This is a genomic window from Bradyrhizobium sp. SZCCHNR1051 (assembly GCF_032489615.1).
Classification (GTDB): Bacteria; Pseudomonadota; Alphaproteobacteria; order Rhizobiales; family Xanthobacteraceae; genus Bradyrhizobium.
The window spans coordinates 83,024-98,611 of sequence record NZ_JAUEYJ010000026.1; the positions used below are offsets into that span (position 1 = coordinate 83,024).

Sequence of the window (15,588 nt, forward strand, 5' to 3'; positions counted from 1 at the left end):
TCGTGGCCATCACAAGTCCATTTGCGTCGGGTGCGGCACGCGCTAAAATTGACCAAAGAGACCAAAAGACCCTCGCTGCAAGCGAATACCGGAGGAACGACCTGATGCTTGGTTTGATGCAAGACTGGCCCCTGCTTTGTCACCGGATCATCGAGCATGCGGCGACAATCCACGGCTCCCAGGAGGTCGTGACCCGCTCGGTCGAAGGCCCCATCGTTCGCACCACCTATCGGCAAATCCACGACCGCGCTCTCAAGGTCTCGCAGAAGCTGACGCGCGACGGCATCAAGCTGGGCGACCGCGTCGCCACCATCGCCTGGAATACCGGCCGCCATCTCGAGGTCTGGTACGGCATCATGGGAATCGGCGCGATCTGTCACACGGTCAATCCGCGCCTGTTTCCCGAGCAGATCGGCTGGATCATCAACCATGCCCAGGACCGCATCGTCATCACCGATCTGACGTTCGTGCCGATCCTCGAGAAGCTCGCCGACAAGCTGCCGAGCGTCGAGCGCTACATCGTGCTGACCGACGCCGCGCACATGCCGCAGACGACGCTCAAGAACGCCGTCGCCTACGAATCGTGGATCGGCGAGGCCGACGGCGATTTCGCCTGGGGGACCTTCGACGAGAACACCGCAGCCGCGATGTGCTACACGTCCGGCACCACGGGCGATCCGAAAGGTGTGCTGTATTCGCATCGGTCCAACGTGCTGCATGCGTTGATGGCCAATAGCCGGGATTCACTCGGTACGTCCGCAGCAGACACAATGCTTCCGGTGGTTCCGCTGTTCCATGCCAACAGCTGGGGCATTGCCTTCTCCGCTCCCTCGATGGGCACCAAGCTGGTGATGCCCGGCCCCAAGCTCGACGGCGCGTCCGTCTACGAGTTGCTCGACACCGAGAAGGTGACCTACACCGCCGGCGTGCCGACGGTGTGGCTGATGCTGCTGCAGCATATGCAGGCGCATAACCTCAAACTGCCGCATCTGAAGATGGTGGTGTGCGGCGGCTCGGCGATGCCGCGCTCGATGATCCAGGCCTTCCTCGACATGGGCATCGGCGTGCGTCACGCCTGGGGCATGACCGAGATGAGCCCGATCGGCACGCTCGCCACCCTGAAGCCGCCGTTCCTCGGCGCCGAGGGCGACACCAAGCTCGATGTGCTGCAGACGCAGGGCTTCCCCCCGTTCGGCGTTGAGATGAAGATCACCGACGATGCCGGCACCGAGCTGCCGTGGGACGGCAAGACCTTCGGCCGGCTCAAGGTGTCCGGACCCGCGGTGTCGAAGGCCTACTACAAGGTCGACAGCAACATCCTCGACGATGAAGGCTTCTTCGACACCGGCGACGTCGCCACCGTCGATGAACATGGCTACATGCGCATCACCGACCGCTCCAAGGACGTCATCAAGTCCGGCGGCGAATGGATCTCCTCGATCGACCTGGAGAATCTCGCGGTCGGCCATCCCGCCGTCGCCGAGGCTGCCGTCATCGGCGTCTATCATCCGAAATGGGATGAGCGCCCGCTGTTGATCGTGCAGTTGAAGCCCGGCCAGACGACGACGCGCGAGGACATCCTGAAATACATGGAAGGCAAGATCGCCAAATGGTGGATGCCCGATGACGTCGCCTTCGTCGACGGCATTCCGCACACGGCAACCGGCAAGATCCTGAAGACCGCGCTGCGCGACCAGTTCAAGAGCTATCGCTTCCCCAACGCCGCGGCCTGAGCAGGCCACCTCCAACGGCGCATCACTACGAGCGGCCTCTCCATCACCGGGGAGGCCGTTCTGCATTGCCGCCGGCATACAGCGTTGACGTGGCGCAAGGCTCGACGAGATCCAATCGCTACAATGCCGTGATGAACACGACAGGACCACGGACCGCGCGCACGACATGGCGCGACGTGCCGTCGACGGTGCTGACGCTCGGGCTGGTGTCGCTCCTGATGGACATCTCCTCGGAGCTGATCCACGCGCTGCTGCCGATCTTCCTCGCGACCGTGGTCGGCGCTTCTACGGTGACCATCGGCCTGATCGAAGGCGTGGCCGAGGCCACCGCGGCGGTGACGAAGGTGTTCTCCGGCGCTCTGTCGGACCGGATCGGCAAGCGCAAGCTTCTGGTCGGAATCGGCTATGGGCTGGCGGCACTGACCAAGCCGGTGTTTCCGCTCGCCAGCACGTCGTGGCAGATCCTCGCCGCGCGCTTCGTCGACCGCATCGGCAAGGGCATCCGCGAGGCGCCGCGCGACGCGCTGATCGCCGACGTGACGCCGGAAGGCATCCGCGGCGCGAGCTACGGCCTGCGCCAGGCGCTCGACACGGTCGGCGCCTTTGCCGGCCCCCTCCTCGCCGTGGCACTGATGGCGCTCTACGCCAACGACTTCCGCGCGGTGTTCTGGTGGTCGGCACTGCCGGCCGCGCTCGCCGTGCTGCTGATCCTGTTCGGCCTGCGCGAACCGGTGGAGACCGCGCCTGTGCCGCGCCGCGATTGGCCGATCCATGCGCGCGAGCTGCGCCGGCTGCCACGCGCCTATTGGATCGTGGTCGCCATCGGCGCGGTGTTCGCGCTGGCCCGCTTCAGCGAGGCGTTCCTGGTGCTCAAGGCGCAGGCCGACGGCCTTCCCCTATTCCTGATCCCGCTGGTCTACGTGCTGATGAACCTGGTCTATGCCGGCGTGGCCATGCCGGCCGGAATCCTTTCCGACCATATCGGCCGCAGCAACGTGCTGACCTGTGGCCTCGTCGTGCTGACAGCCGCCGACCTGACGCTGGCATTCCTGCCCGGCCTGATCGGCACCGCGATCGGCGTCGCGCTTTGGGGCCTCTATCTTGGACTGTCGCAGGGGCTGCTCTCGGCGATGGTCGCCGATACCGCCCTACCGGACTTGCGTGGCACCGCCTTCGGCCTTTTCAACCTCGTCACCGGCGGTGCGCTGCTCGTCGCAAGCCTGCTGGCGGGCTGGCTGTGGCACGCCTATGGGCCGCAGGCGACGTTCACGACCGGCGCAGCATTCTCCATCGCGACCGTCCTGTTGATGCTGACGGCCTTGCGTATCCGCCCCAGCGAAAGCACCTGAGACGGTGTCCGGATCATCCGCCCTCTCCGGACCAGACGCCTCTTGAATTTACCCCATCCGCGTGGTCTCACACGGATGACCCGGCCGCCCGGCGCAATGCAGGCAGCGGCCCAACCCGGCAGTTCCTGACACGATGGCACGCAGGTTTCACGCCCCCTATCTGTCGGAGCCGATCTCCAGCCTCGCGACCTGGACCCGCAATCTGGCGGTGTTCTCGGTCGTCGCCGTGCTGGTCTCGATCCTGATCCTGCGCTTCGATTTTCTGGAGATGAAGCCGGCGCTGGCGACGTTCTTCGGCGCGCTGGGGCTTGCCGCGCTGTCGATCCTGCTCGGACTTGCCGCCTTCGTCGCGATCTGGCGCAACGGCAGCCGCGGCATGAGCCGGATTCTGCTCGCCTTCATGATCGACGCCGTGGTGCTGGCCTATCCGGCCTACCTCGCGCTCCAGTACCGCAAGCTGCCGAAGATCTACGACATCACCACCGACCCGATCGATCCGCCGCGCTTCGAGGCTTTGGCGCCGCTCCGCAACGGCGACGGCACCAACACGGCCGTCTATGCCGGGCTGTATTCAGCCGAGCAGCAGCAGAAATTCTATCCGGACATCGAGCCGGTGCAGATCGAGCTGCCGCCCGATCGCGCCTACGCGATCGCCCTGAAGCTGGTCAACCGGCGCAAATGGTTCGTGGTCGACGAGCGCGCGCCGCAGCCGCCGCGCCGCGTCGGCCGCATCGAGGCCGTCGCACGCACACCGATCATGGGCTTCCGCGAGGACATCTCGATCCGCATCCAGCCCGACGGCGAGGATTCCCGCGTCGACGTCCGCTCCGCCTCGCGCTATTTCGAGTCCGATATCGGCAGCAACGCCGCGCGCGTGACCAAGCTGATCGAGGACCTGTCCAACGCCGGCGAGGCCGAGGCGCAGAAGCCGGTGAAGAAGGTCACGCCGCCGCCGGTGGCGGCGAAGGGGAATGCGAAGACGGTGAAGAAGTGAGCGGGGCGAATGGCGAATAGGGAGTAGCGAATAGGAAATGAAGTCTTCCCGGCTCGCACTCTTCCCCTACTCGCTATTCCCTACTCGCTATTCCCTATTCGCTATTCGCTACACCAGCCGATACGTCCCGCCGATCACCGGATCGCCCTCCGTTGCGACGATGCCGCGGGCGACGAGGTCTTCCAGATGGGCGAGAACGGAGTAGCCCGCCGCCGTGGTGAGCCGCGGGTCGATGCCGATGTAGATCGCGCGCACCATCGTCGGGATGTCAGCCTCGCCCTTGGCGAGACGATGCAGGATCGAGGCTTCGCGCGCTTGGCGGTGGCGCATCAGGAAGCGCGTGTAGCGTGGTCCCTCCGGAATTTCCGGGCCGTGGCCTGAGAAATACAACTCCTCAGGTCGCGCGGCGAGCCGCTCCAGCGAGGCCATGTAGTCGACCATCGCGCCGTCGGGCGGCGCCACGATCGAGGTCGCCCAACCCATCACGTGATCGCCGACGAAAGTGGTGCCGCGCTCGCCCCAGGCGAAGGCGAGATGGTTGGCGGTATGGCCGGGCGTCGCCACCGCTTCGAGCTGCCAGCCGTGCCCTTCGATCACGTCGCCGTCAGCAACGGTGACATCCGGCGCAAAGTCGCGGTCGACGCCGGATTCCGGATTGTGCTTCTCGCTCTCGTAGCGCGGCCGCGAGGCGCGATGCGGGCCCTCCGCATAGACGGTGGCGCCGGTCGCGGCCTTCAGCCGGCCGGTGTTCGGCGAGTGATCGCGATGGGTGTGCGTCACCAGAATGTGCGTTACCGTCTCGCCTCTGATGGCATCGAGCAGCGCCTGCGCATGGGCCTCGTTGTCCGGGCCGGGATCGATGATCGCGACGTTGCCGGTACCCACGATGTAGCTGACGGTGCCGGTGAAGGTGAAGGGGCTCGGATTGTTGCAGAGGACGCGGCGAATGCCCGGCCGAACCTCGTCGACGACGCCAGCAGGAAGCGGGAAGTTGCGGTTGAACGGGACGTCGTCATTGTCGGCCATGGCGTGCCTTCCTTCGCCTGGGGCACTTCGTCGGCCCCACTCTCCGCCCGTCATACCCCGCCAAGGCGGGGTATCCAGTACTCCGAGACGGCATTGAGTCTCGATAGGCCAGCGTTTACCAGATCGTCCGCTTTCGCGGACGATGACAGTGAGGGTGGCCGAGACACAAGTCTTAGAAGAACGCCTGGATGCCGGTAATGGCGCGGCCCAGGATCAGCGCATGAACGTCATGCGTGCCCTCGTAGGTGTTGACCGTCTCGAGGTTGGCAGCGTGGCGCATCACCTGATACTCGATCGAAATGCCGTTGCCGCCGTGCATGTCGCGTGCGACGCGGGCGATGTCGAGCGCCTTGCCGCAATTGTTGCGCTTGACGATCGAGATCATCTCCGGGGCCATCTTGCCCTCGTCCATCAGGCGGCCGACGCGCAAGCTCGCCTGCAGGCCAAGCGCGATCTCCGTCTCCATGTCGGCGAGCTTCTTCTGCACCAGCTGGGTGGCGGCGAGCGGCTTGCCGAACTGCTTGCGGTCCAGCGTGTACTGGCGGGCGCGGTGCATGCAGTCCTCGGCGGCGCCGAGCACGCCCCAGGAGATGCCGTAGCGGGCGCGGTTGAGACAGCCGAACGGCCCCTTCAGACCGGACACGTTGGGCAGCAGCGCGCTCTCCGGCACCACCACGCCGTCCATCACCACCTCGCCGGTGATCGAGGCGCGCAAGGAGAGCTTGCCGCCGATCTTCGGCGCCGACAGGCCCTTCATGCCCTTTTCGAGGATGAAGCCGCGGATCTGGTTGTCATGCGCGGCCGACTTGGCCCACACCACGAACACGTCGGCGATCGGCGCGTTCGAGATCCACATCTTGCTGCCGGTCAGGCGGTAGCCGTCGGCGACCTTCTCGGCGCGCGTCTTCATGCCGGCCGGATCGGAGCCGGCATCCGGCTCGGTGAGGCCGAAGCAGCCGACCCATTCGCCGCTGGCGAGCTTCGGCAGATACTTCTTGCGCTGGCTCTCGTCGCCATAGGCGTAGATCGGATACATCACCAGCGAGGACTGCACCGAGTTCATCGAGCGGTAGCCGGAATCGACCCGCTCGATCTCGCGCGCCACGAGGCCATAGGCGACGTAGCTCGCATTGGCGCAGCCATATTCCTCCGGCAAGGTGATGCCGATCAGGCCGAGCTCGCCCATCTCGTTGAATATCTCGCGGTCGGTTTTCTCTTCGAGATAGGCCTTGGTCACGCGCGGCAGCAGCTTGTCCTGGGCGTAGGCGCGCGCGGTGTCACGCACCATGCGCTCGTCCTCGGTCAGCTGATCGTCCAGCAGGAAGGGATCGTCCCACTGGAAGCTCGACTGGGCCGGCTTGTCCTTTGCCTGAGGGCGCGCGCTCATGAATGGTCCTTTCGCGTCTCGCTGCGCACGGGTCGCAGCAGTCTAGAGGTTAAATCCTGGAAGTTCAGCCTTCAAGCCGCTCGTTGGCGACGATCTCGATGCCGAAACCCGACAGGCCCTTGTAGTCATGCGCCGACGACGTCAGGTTCCGGATCGAGGTCACGCCGAGATCACGCAGGATCTGCGCACCGACGCCGACCTCGCGCCACTGACGATGGCGATCGGCCTCCGCGGTGTGCGGCTCTTCGACCGGCTCGACGGGAACGCCGGCCGCCCCGTCGCGCAGATAGATCAGCACGCCGCGACCGGCCTGCTTGAAGTGCTGCAGCACCGCCTGGATACGCTGCGGACCTGCGATCAGATCCTTCACGATGTTGGGCTTGTGCAGCCGCGTCAGCACGTTCTTGCCGTCGCCGATGCCGTTATAGACGAACGCGGCGTGGGTGATCGGATCGAACGGCGAGCGGTAGGCGAAGCCCTGCAGCGGCCCGATCGGGCTGTCGGTCGTGAAGGTCGACACCCGTTCGATCAGCTTCTCGCGCGCCTGCCGGTACGAGATCAGATCGGCGATGGTGACATGCTTGAGATTGTGGGCCGCGGCGAAACGAACGACCTGCTCGCCTTTCATCACCGTGCCGTCGTCGTTCATCAACTCGGAGATGACGCCGACCGGCGGGAGCCCCGCGAGCTTGCAGAGATCGACCGCCGCCTCGGTGTGGCCGGAGCGCAGCAGCACGCCGCCGTCACGCGCGATCAATGGGAAGATGTGGCCGGGGCGCGCGAAATCAGCGGCGCCGGCATTCGGGTTGGCGAGCGCACGACAGCAGGAAGCGCGCTCTTCGGCCGAGATGCCGGTGCCACCGTCCGGCTTGTAGTCGATCGAGACGGTGAAGGCCGTGGTGTGGTTGGAATCATTGTGCGCGACCATCGGGTCGAGCCGCAGCCGCCGCGCGTCGTCGGCCGTGATCGGCGCGCAGACGATGCCCGAGGTATGGCGAATGATGAACGCCATCTTGTCGGGCGTGCAGAGCGAGGCGGCGACGATGAGATCGCCCTCGCCCTCGCGGTCGTCGTCATCGGTCACGACGACCATCTCACCCTTGGCGAAGGCGTACAGAACTTCCTGGATCGAGTCGGCCATTGCAAGTCTCGCTGCTTTTCCGGGCTGCTTTAGCCGGGATCGCAGGCGCGCGCCAGAGCGGTGGAACCGCCGTTCGAAGGTCGCCTTCCCCCGGGAAAAGGACCTACCCTGCGAGGACAAGCGCCCCGGTATCTGTTTAAAGTCGCCTCAAATCGAGAACAAGGGAGCCGCGCCTCATGGCCGCATTCGATTTTGCACCCCTCCTCAGCCCCGGCCTGCCCGCACCGGCCGCGCGCTGGACGGGACTCGCAAAATACAGCTTCGTCGGTGGCAACAACGACGCCGATGCCGTGCCCGTGGAGGGCTTGCGCGCGGCCGCCGACGCCGTGCTCGCCCGCGAGGGACGCGCGCTGGCTACCTACGGCCTCGCGCATGGGCCTCAAGGTTACCGGCCGCTACGGGAATTCCTTGCCGCCAAGCTGACGCGGGACGCCGGCATGTCGGCGCGCGCCGACGACATCATGATCCTCTCGGGCTCGCTGCAGGGCCTCGACCTCGTCAACCAGGCGCTGCTCACGCGCGGCGACACCGTGCTGGTCGAGCAGGACAATTACCAGGGCACGCTGACGCGCCTGGCGCGACTGGGCGTCAAGGTCATCGGCATCCCGCTCGACCAGGACGGCATGCGAACGGATGCGCTGGCGACGGTGCTGGCCGATCTAAGGGATCGCGGCATCCGGCCGAAATACATCTATACCATTCCGACGGTGCAGAACCCGACCGGCACCATCATGCCGGAAAGCCGCCGGGCCGAGCTGCTATGGCTGTCGCGCGCCTATGGTGTGCCGGTGTTCGAGGACGACTGCTACGCCGACCTGATCTGGGATGGCAAACGGCCCCGCGCGATCCACGGCATGTCCGACCATGGCGGGGTGATCCATCTCGGGTCGTTCTCGAAGTCGGTCGCGCCCGCGTTGCGGGTCGGCTTCCTGGTCGCCCCCTGGGAGATCATGTCGGTGCTGCTGTCCCTCAAGACCGATGCCGGCTCGGGCGCGCTGGAACAGATGGTGCTTGCGGAATATTGCAGGCCGCATTTCGCGACCCACGTGCCGCAGCTGGTGCGGGGCCTGCGCGCCAAGCTGGACACCCTGATCGAGGCGCTCAACGCCGAGTTCGGCATCGCCGCCGAGTTCGAGGCGCCGAAGGGCGGAATCTTCCTCTGGCTCAAGCTGCCGGACCAGGTTGACGCGATGAAGCTGTCACAGGCCGCGCTCAAGCGCGGCGTGTCGATCAATCCGGGACCGGAATGGTCCACCGACGCCGCGCATGCGCGGAGCCGCCTGCGGCTGTGCTTCGCCAGCCCCTCGCATCAGGACATCCGCGAGGGCATCGCGGTGCTCGCCGACGTCTGCCGGGAGGAGTTCGGCGTGCCACTGCGCTCGTCCAATGTGGAGCGGACGCGCGCGATCGAGTGATCGCGCGCTGCTCATCGCACCGAAAATGGCGACTGGTAGGGCCGTCCGAACGGCACGCCATTGATCACCGTCTGCACCGGCTTGAGCTGCAGCTTGCCCTCGCGCTTGTTGCCGCGGGTATCGACGAAGCTGACGGGACCCTCGACCAGGTCCATGATTGCGACGTCGGCCGGCGCGCCGACCTGCAAGCTGCCGATCTTCGGCGCACGGTTGATGATCTTGGCCGGCGCCGAGGTCGCCATGCTCACCACCTGCTCCAGCGAGAGTCCCATCGCCATGAATTTCGCCATCACGTTGGGCAGGAACGGCATGCCCGGGCTATTGCCGGAGAACACGTGGATGTCGGAGGAGATGGTGTCCGGGCCGCAGCCGCCGGGGATCGCGACCTCGGCCACGGTGAAATCGAAGCTGCCGCCGCCATGGCCGACATCGAACAGCACGCCGCGCTGCTTGGCGGCGAGCGCCGCGGGCAGCAGCTTGCCGTCCTGGACGATGTTGGTGAAGGCGCCGCCCATGTTCGGCGCGCCGGAATAGGCATGGGTCAGGATGTCGCCGGGGCGCAGCAGGTCCAGGATCTGCGACATCAACTCACCGGTCTCGACGCCACCGATATGCACCATCATCCGCGCCGGCCAGCCGCACAACTCGCAGGCCTTGATGCCGCGCTTCAGCGGCTCGAGCCCATGCTTGAAGATCACGTTCTCCGACATCCGCACCTTGACGCCGAGCAGAAAGTCCGGGTTCTCGGCCAGCGCCATGGCGCAGGCATCCACCTGGGCGTTGTCGATGTTATAGAGCTCCGCGACCGGAAATGCCGACAGACCATTGTTGGCGATATGCACGAAGGCGTAGATGCGGGCGCGCGACTGGGCGGCGATGAAGCGGCGCAGCGCCGCCAGATTGTTCACCCCGGCATCGCCGGCCGAGACGACCGTCGTGGTGCCCTGGAATTGCACGAGCTCGTCCGGCGGAATCCCGATCGCCGAGCCATAGGGATAGACGTGGCTGTGGAGGTCGATGAGGCCCGGCATCACCAGCCGGCCGGCAGCGTCGATCGACCGCAGCGCACGCTCGACCGGAATGTCCGGTTCGAGGGCCTCGACCACGCCCCAGCGGATCCCGATGTCGCGCCGGCCGCGCAGGGCCTGGCTGGGATCGATGACGTCGCCGCCCTTGATGAGAAGGTCGAACTTGTCGGCCGGCCCCATCGCCGCGTGAGCCGGGCCCGACACCGCAGCCATGGCGGCCGCTCCGGAAGACAACAGGAAATGACGGCGCGACAGCGCGGACATGCTCGGCCTCCCCCACATCTTATTTGTAGTTGCCGATAGCATGCGCCTTGTCGGCGGCTCCGGCAAGACCCGCACCGGAAGATCGACGCTTCGGGCCTATCTCGCAGGTCCGACATTGCGCCGTTGACGCGGTGCATTAAGATGGACGGACGACATTCCTGCGAGACCCCATGACCTCGATCTCCCAACGCCTGCTCGCAATCCTCCTGCTCGCATCATCCTTTGCGCCGGCCGCCTCGGCGGACGATACGGCCGAGGTGGCACGTGCGTGGGGCCTGATCGGAACCTGGGCTGCTGATTGCAGTGCGCCTCCGGTCAGAGGCCGCGGCGCCATCATCTCCTACGAGATCTCGCCGGACGGCAGCCTGGTCTATCGCCGCGACCATGATCCCTCCGACGTCAATGAGGTCGCCACCGCGCGGATCGAACCCGACCAGACTCTAGTCCTCTCGATCGTCCTGTCGAGGGCGCGCCAGACGCGCGAGAATGGGATCATCAAGACGACGGACGGCGGCATCCGCTCGGTGTTCAATCGTGGCGAGGACGGCAGCTATACCATTCGCGAGGCGCGCTTCGTCGCCAACGGCAAGCCGACGCCAGCGCTCAGGAAGTGCGACTGACGCGGCAGGCTCGAGACGCAGCTCGCCCGCAAGCGTGAAGACCAAATCTGAACGTGTATTCAGCAACTTCGTGGAAGGTCCTGCGGAACGTTCTTTCACACTTCAAGTTGATCCCGCACTTTCATTCTGGAGGACAACATGAAGAAAATCGCTCTCGCGCTCGCTTCCCTTGCAGTCGTCGCTCTCGCGGCACCGTCGATCGCCAACGCCGAGACGGTGGTCATCAAGCGTGGTGGCCATCACTACCACCACGGCTGGGATCGCTCCCACGCCGAATACCGCATGCATCGTGAGTACCGGCCTCACCACTATGTCCGGCCGCTCCACCGCCATCATGACCGCACCGTGATCATCAAGCGCGACTGATCCGCGGACTTCGACGCAGCAATGGCCCCGCAAGGGGCCATTTTCTGTGGTCCATTCACCCCGGCCCGATGGCACGGTCGTCAGCGATCCCAGTCCGGCGCAAAGGCCGGATTGACGAAGCGCTTGTCCTTCGGGAGGGACGCGATGGTGGCACGATCCTCATCATCGAGTTGAAGCTTCGTCGCATCCCAGTTCGCCCGCTGACTTTCCGGGCGCGCTGCCTTGGGGATCGCCGCCACCCCATCCTGGTCCAACAGCCATTTCAGCGCGACCTGGGCGGCGCTGGCGCCATGCTTCCTGCCGATGGCCCCCAGCGTCTCGTCGGCGGCGGCGCGTCCCTGCGCCAGCGGGCAATAAGCCACCAGGGGAATTGACCGGCTCGCCATGTAAGCCATCAGCTTCGACTGATCGAGCATCACATGATACTCGACCTGGTTGCACGCCACTGGCGCCCGAATCTCCTCGACCGCCTGCTTCAGCAGCGCGACGGTGAAATTGGCGACGCCCACCGCGCGCGTGCGCCCCTCCTCCTTCAGCTTCAACAGTGTCTCCAGCGCAGCCGGCAGGTCCATTCCCTTGGCCGGCCAGTGGATGAGATAGAGGTCGACGAACTCCAGCCTGAGCTTCCTCAGACTCGTGTCGAATGCGCGACGGATCGCGTCCGGCGCGAGGTTCTCCGGCCAGACCTTGGTGGTGACGTGCAATTCGGCGCGCGGCAGATTTGTTGCCGCAAGTGCAGCACCGATCGCGTCCTCGTTGGCGTACATCTCAGCAGTATCGATGTGGCGGTACCCGAGCGCGAGCGCGCTCTCGACGGCCTCGCGGCAGACGGTGCCCTGCATGCGAAAGGTGCCGAGCCCGAGCTTGGGCAGACGAATACCCTGGGTGTCGATGGCGTTCATGAATTCTCCTGGAATCGCGCGAACCACTCGCCAGCGAACGCCGGCGGCAGCCTCGAAACATCAAGACCTTGGCGGGAAGTGCTCAGCTTGCCGTCGCTCCGCTTGCGAGTTCAAGCGAGCCGGCATCCACCTCAATCAAGATGTCGGGAGGTCGGTTCCGGCGTGCAGGCGCACGCCGAGCCTGTCTGCTCAGCGCCAGTTGCAGATGCCGCCGCTGCCGGGCCGGCACGGCCAGGTCTGGATGCGCGTATCCATCGCCTGCGCGTCCAGCGGATTGCCGCGCCGATGGACGAGCTTGGTGCGAGCGGCGCCGCGGGGCCGCTCGGCCGTCCTGGTGCCATGAGCGCGCCGGGTGGCGACGGCGCGCGGGATGCCGGAGCGCTCGTCCGGGTCGATCGCGGAACGGACGGCGACCGCAGGTCGATCTGATTTGGCTTCGATAGGCACAGGTTCGAAATGCGCCTCGGGGCCGAGCGGCTCCGGCGACAACACGGCCTTCGACAGATCAAGCTTGAGGAAGTCGCCCGGCCGATAGGCCCCCGCCACAGCATCGCTCGCCGTGAGCAACACGGCGCATGTAATCGTGCCGATAACAGCTCTCAACACCATCCCATCCTCCCGTTCCCCGCGTAACGCCACTTACGCGCCCCGCCGCGAGATCTCTGCACGCCGGCCGATGGCGAACTCGCAGCGCTGCCCGGCTGCAAGAGCCAGCTAAGAGCGCCTGACATCACGCCGCACATCATGTTCGGTGATCGACCGTTATCAGTTCGGAGAAAGCGCCCACCAACCGCCGGTCGTTCGACGCATCATAGCCAAAGTTCCGCGCTCGTCTCTGATGTAGGTCACGGCGCCGTCATTTCCAGGCCCAAAACTGCGAGTCACAGTTACCGCTGTGCACGCAAATGGGCGCTGCGAGCATTAGTCATAGCAATCCGTCGACCCGGATGCGGCATCGCAGCGTCTCTGCAGAGTCCGGGGCGATGTGCATGACGCCGGGCTTGGCCGCAAACTCGCCGTCGAAATCGAGCGGACTGGCGAAACCGCGCCACGGCTCGATGCACAGGAACGGCACGCCGCCGGGCTTCGACCAGATTCCAAGCTGACGAAAATGATCCCAAGTTAACTCAAGCGCCGGTCCTGTGGTTCCGACGAGGCGAACCGAACGGCTGGCCGGCTGATCGAGGATCACGGCATCGTCGTCGAACAGACGTTCGCTCAACGGGAGAACGCGCCCCTCGATCGGTGAGGGCTCCGGCCGCTCGCGCAGCAAACCGCCAGTCAGACGGCGGATCGGCGCCGGCTCCGGCTCTGCAAAAATTAGCCGGTAGCTCTCCTTCGGCTGGCCGGGGAGCAGCGGCCAGTTGAAGGCGGGATGGCATCCGAACGAGGCGGGCAGAACCTCCGCGCCGGGGTTGGCGATCTCGACCGCCACGTCCAGCGCATCAGCGGTGATCCGGTAGCTCACCGTGAGACGGAAGGCGAACGGATAGCGCGCCCGCGTCGTCTCGTCGTCGGTCAGCTGCAACACGCATGACTCGGCCCCGCGCTCCAGCCAAGTGAAGCGGAGGTCGCGGGCGAAGCCGTGCTGCGTCATCGGATAGGTTTGGCCGCGGTGGTGGAGCTGGTCATTCTTGAGTCGGCCGACGATCGGAAACAACCATGGCGCATGGCGCGGCCAGACGGCTCCGGCCTGCCAGAGCAACTCCAGGCCCCCGCCGGTCTTCAACGAGCACAGCTCGGCGCCATCAGCCTTGACCGCGGCAGTGATGCCGCCCGCGCTGATCGTATGAAGGTCGTCGCTCATTGCCGTCACCGACGTCGCAAAAGAATCGCACGAGGTGATGCCGGATTGCGGCAGCAACGTCCAGGGGTGCGGTTCATCACCAGCGCGTAGACCACCGCCACAAGCACAGGGCACGGGAATGTCGAACACAGGACCGAAGCCGCACTCATAGGGCCCGCGCTGTGTCTGAAGGGTAGGCAACCCGCGCCAAATCTTCGTGCAGGCCGCAGCTTGCCGGCCCTGATCATTCGTGTACGAATGACCGAAACCGGCTTGATGCTGCGCCGCGTGCAGGCGCAAACTGCCGCAAATTCTTTGCCAGGAGAGAAGGATATCCCGATGGCCCATGACGCGCCGCAAGCGACCGGTCCCAGCAAGCTGGTCATCCGCAACATCGGCCTGATGCTGTCCGGCGCACTGGAACGGCCCATCCTGGATGCCGACACGATCGTCGCCGAGAACGGCAAGATCACGGGAATCGGCCGCTTCAAGGACGTCGACACCGAAGGCGCGACGACCATCGTCGATGCTCATGGCACGACGGTGGCGCCGGGCCTGATCGACAGCCACGTCCATCCCGTCGCCGGCGACTGGACGCCGCGGCAGAACCAGACCAACTGGATCGACTCCTATCTGCATGGCGGCGTCACTACGATGATCTCCGCCGGCGAGGTGCACATGCCCGGCCGTCCGCGCGACGTCGTCGGCCTGAAGGCGATGGCGATCTTCGCGCAGCGCGCGTTCTGGACCCTGCGGCCCGGCGGCGTGAAGGTGCATGCCGGCGCGCCCGTGATCGAATGCGAGATGGTCGAGGACGACTTCAAGGAGCTCGCCGCGGCTGGCGTCAAGCTGCTCGGCGAGGTCGGTCTCGGCGGCGTCAAGGATGGCCCCACCGCACGCAAGATGGTCGGCTGGGCACGCAAATACGGCATCCAGAGCACCATCCACACCGGCGGTCCGTCGATCCCCGGCTCGGGCCTGATCGACAAGGACGTGGTGCTGGAGGCCGGCACCGACGTCATCGGGCACATCAATGGCGGCCACACCGCCCTGCCCGACGACCAGATCCGCTGCATCTGCGAGGGCTGCAAGGCCGGGCTCGAGCTCGTGCACAACGGCAACGAGCGTTCGGCGCTGTTCACCCTGCGCACCGCGCGCGAGATGAACGAGCTCAACCGCGTGATCCTCGGCACCGACGCGCCGGCCGGCTCCGGCGTGCAGCCGCTCGGCATCCTGCGCATGGTGTCGCTGCTGTCCTCGCTCGGCGACGTGCCGGCCGAGATCGCGTTCTGCTTCGCCACCGGCAACACCGCGCGGATGCGCGAGCTCGACTGCGGCCTGATCGAAATCGGCCGCTCCGCCGATTTCGTCATCATGGACAAGGCGCAGCACTCGCCGGCCAAGACGCTGCTCGACAGCGTCCAGCTCGGTGACCTCCCGGGCATCGGCATGACCATCATCGACGGCATCGTCCGCACCCAGCGCAGCCGCAACACGCCGCCGGCGACGAAGATCCCGGAGATCGTGGCGAAATAGGATCGACCGGCTTTCTCCGCCGTCATTGCGAGCGCAGCGAA

14 protein-coding genes are annotated in these 15,588 nt (G+C 65.8%); 7 read left to right on the plus strand and 7 right to left on the minus strand.

The window, feature by feature from the left end; all coding sequences use genetic code 11:
* The first annotated feature begins 104 nt into the window (after positions 1 to 104).
* From QW868_RS28245 to QW868_RS28255, 3 genes are all read left to right on the plus strand, one after another.
* On the plus strand, positions 105 to 1,733 hold the full coding sequence (locus tag QW868_RS28245; RefSeq protein ID WP_316232051.1) for a fatty-acid--CoA ligase: 1,629 nt from the start codon (positions 105 to 107) through the stop codon (positions 1,731 to 1,733).
* Positions 1,734 to 1,864: 131 nt separating this feature from the next.
* The gene (locus tag QW868_RS28250) at positions 1,865 to 3,082 is read left to right on the plus strand and encodes an MFS transporter (protein WP_315796895.1); all 1,218 of its coding nucleotides are present in this window, start codon (positions 1,865 to 1,867) and stop codon (positions 3,080 to 3,082) included.
* 133 nt (positions 3,083 to 3,215) lie between these two features.
* Positions 3,216 to 4,076 carry a DUF1499 domain-containing protein gene (locus QW868_RS28255; RefSeq protein ID WP_315758050.1) on the plus strand — a complete coding sequence of 287 codons (861 nt, stop codon included), beginning with the start codon at positions 3,216 to 3,218 and terminating at the stop codon, positions 4,074 to 4,076.
* A 108-nt stretch (positions 4,077 to 4,184) separates the two neighbouring features.
* Here QW868_RS28255 and QW868_RS28260 read toward each other — a convergent pair whose 3' ends face one another.
* The 3 genes from QW868_RS28260 to ribB form a co-directional block, all read right to left on the minus strand.
* Complete coding sequence (locus QW868_RS28260; RefSeq protein ID WP_316232052.1) at positions 4,185 to 5,102, minus strand: MBL fold metallo-hydrolase; 918 nt, start codon at positions 5,100 to 5,102, stop codon at positions 4,185 to 4,187.
* Positions 5,103 to 5,274: 172 nt separating this feature from the next.
* Positions 5,275 to 6,489, minus strand: coding sequence for an acyl-CoA dehydrogenase (locus QW868_RS28265; RefSeq protein ID WP_315715517.1), 1,215 nt, complete (start codon positions 6,487 to 6,489; stop codon positions 5,275 to 5,277).
* Positions 6,490 to 6,553: 64 nt separating this feature from the next.
* The gene (gene ribB, locus QW868_RS28270; RefSeq protein WP_315740903.1) at positions 6,554 to 7,630 is read right to left on the minus strand and encodes a 3,4-dihydroxy-2-butanone-4-phosphate synthase; all 1,077 of its coding nucleotides are present in this window, start codon (positions 7,628 to 7,630) and stop codon (positions 6,554 to 6,556) included.
* Positions 7,631 to 7,806: 176 nt separating this feature from the next.
* Between ribB and QW868_RS28275 the strand changes: the two genes are divergently transcribed.
* Complete coding sequence (locus QW868_RS28275) at positions 7,807 to 9,045, plus strand: PLP-dependent aminotransferase family protein (protein ID WP_315740904.1); 1,239 nt, start codon at positions 7,807 to 7,809, stop codon at positions 9,043 to 9,045.
* Positions 9,046 to 9,056: 11 nt separating this feature from the next.
* Here QW868_RS28275 and QW868_RS28280 read toward each other — a convergent pair whose 3' ends face one another.
* Positions 9,057 to 10,337, minus strand: a complete 1,281-nt coding sequence (locus QW868_RS28280) for an amidohydrolase/deacetylase family metallohydrolase (protein ID WP_315740905.1) — start codon at positions 10,335 to 10,337, stop codon at positions 9,057 to 9,059.
* 170 nt (positions 10,338 to 10,507) lie between these two features.
* On the opposite strand from QW868_RS28280, the gene QW868_RS28285 reads away from it, so the two are divergent.
* Positions 10,508 to 10,957, plus strand: coding sequence for a hypothetical protein (locus QW868_RS28285; RefSeq protein WP_315740906.1), 450 nt, complete (start codon positions 10,508 to 10,510; stop codon positions 10,955 to 10,957).
* 138 nt (positions 10,958 to 11,095) lie between these two features.
* Entirely contained in the window at positions 11,096 to 11,323 is a 228-nt protein-coding gene (locus QW868_RS28290; protein ID WP_315740907.1) for a hypothetical protein, read from the plus strand.
* Between the two features lie 80 nt (positions 11,324 to 11,403).
* Here the strand turns inward: QW868_RS28290 and QW868_RS28295 are convergent, their stop codons facing one another.
* The 3 genes from QW868_RS28295 to QW868_RS28305 all read right to left on the minus strand — a co-directional run bounded on the left by QW868_RS28295 (position 11,404) and on the right by QW868_RS28305 (position 14,032).
* Positions 11,404 to 12,225 carry an aldo/keto reductase gene (locus tag QW868_RS28295; RefSeq protein WP_315740908.1) on the minus strand — a complete coding sequence of 274 codons (822 nt, stop codon included), beginning with the start codon at positions 12,223 to 12,225 and terminating at the stop codon, positions 11,404 to 11,406.
* Positions 12,226 to 12,414: 189 nt separating this feature from the next.
* Positions 12,415 to 12,834: a hypothetical protein gene (locus QW868_RS28300; RefSeq protein ID WP_315782496.1), complete on the minus strand. Its 420-nt coding sequence runs from the start codon at positions 12,832 to 12,834 to the stop codon at positions 12,415 to 12,417.
* 316 nt (positions 12,835 to 13,150) lie between these two features.
* Positions 13,151 to 14,032, minus strand: coding sequence for an aldose 1-epimerase family protein (locus tag QW868_RS28305; protein WP_316232071.1), 882 nt, complete (start codon positions 14,030 to 14,032; stop codon positions 13,151 to 13,153).
* A 318-nt stretch (positions 14,033 to 14,350) separates the two neighbouring features.
* Between QW868_RS28305 and QW868_RS28310 the strand changes: the two genes are divergently transcribed.
* Positions 14,351 to 15,547, plus strand: a complete 1,197-nt coding sequence (locus QW868_RS28310; RefSeq protein ID WP_315740910.1) for an amidohydrolase family protein — start codon at positions 14,351 to 14,353, stop codon at positions 15,545 to 15,547.
* Positions 15,548 to 15,588: the final 41 nt, after the last annotated feature.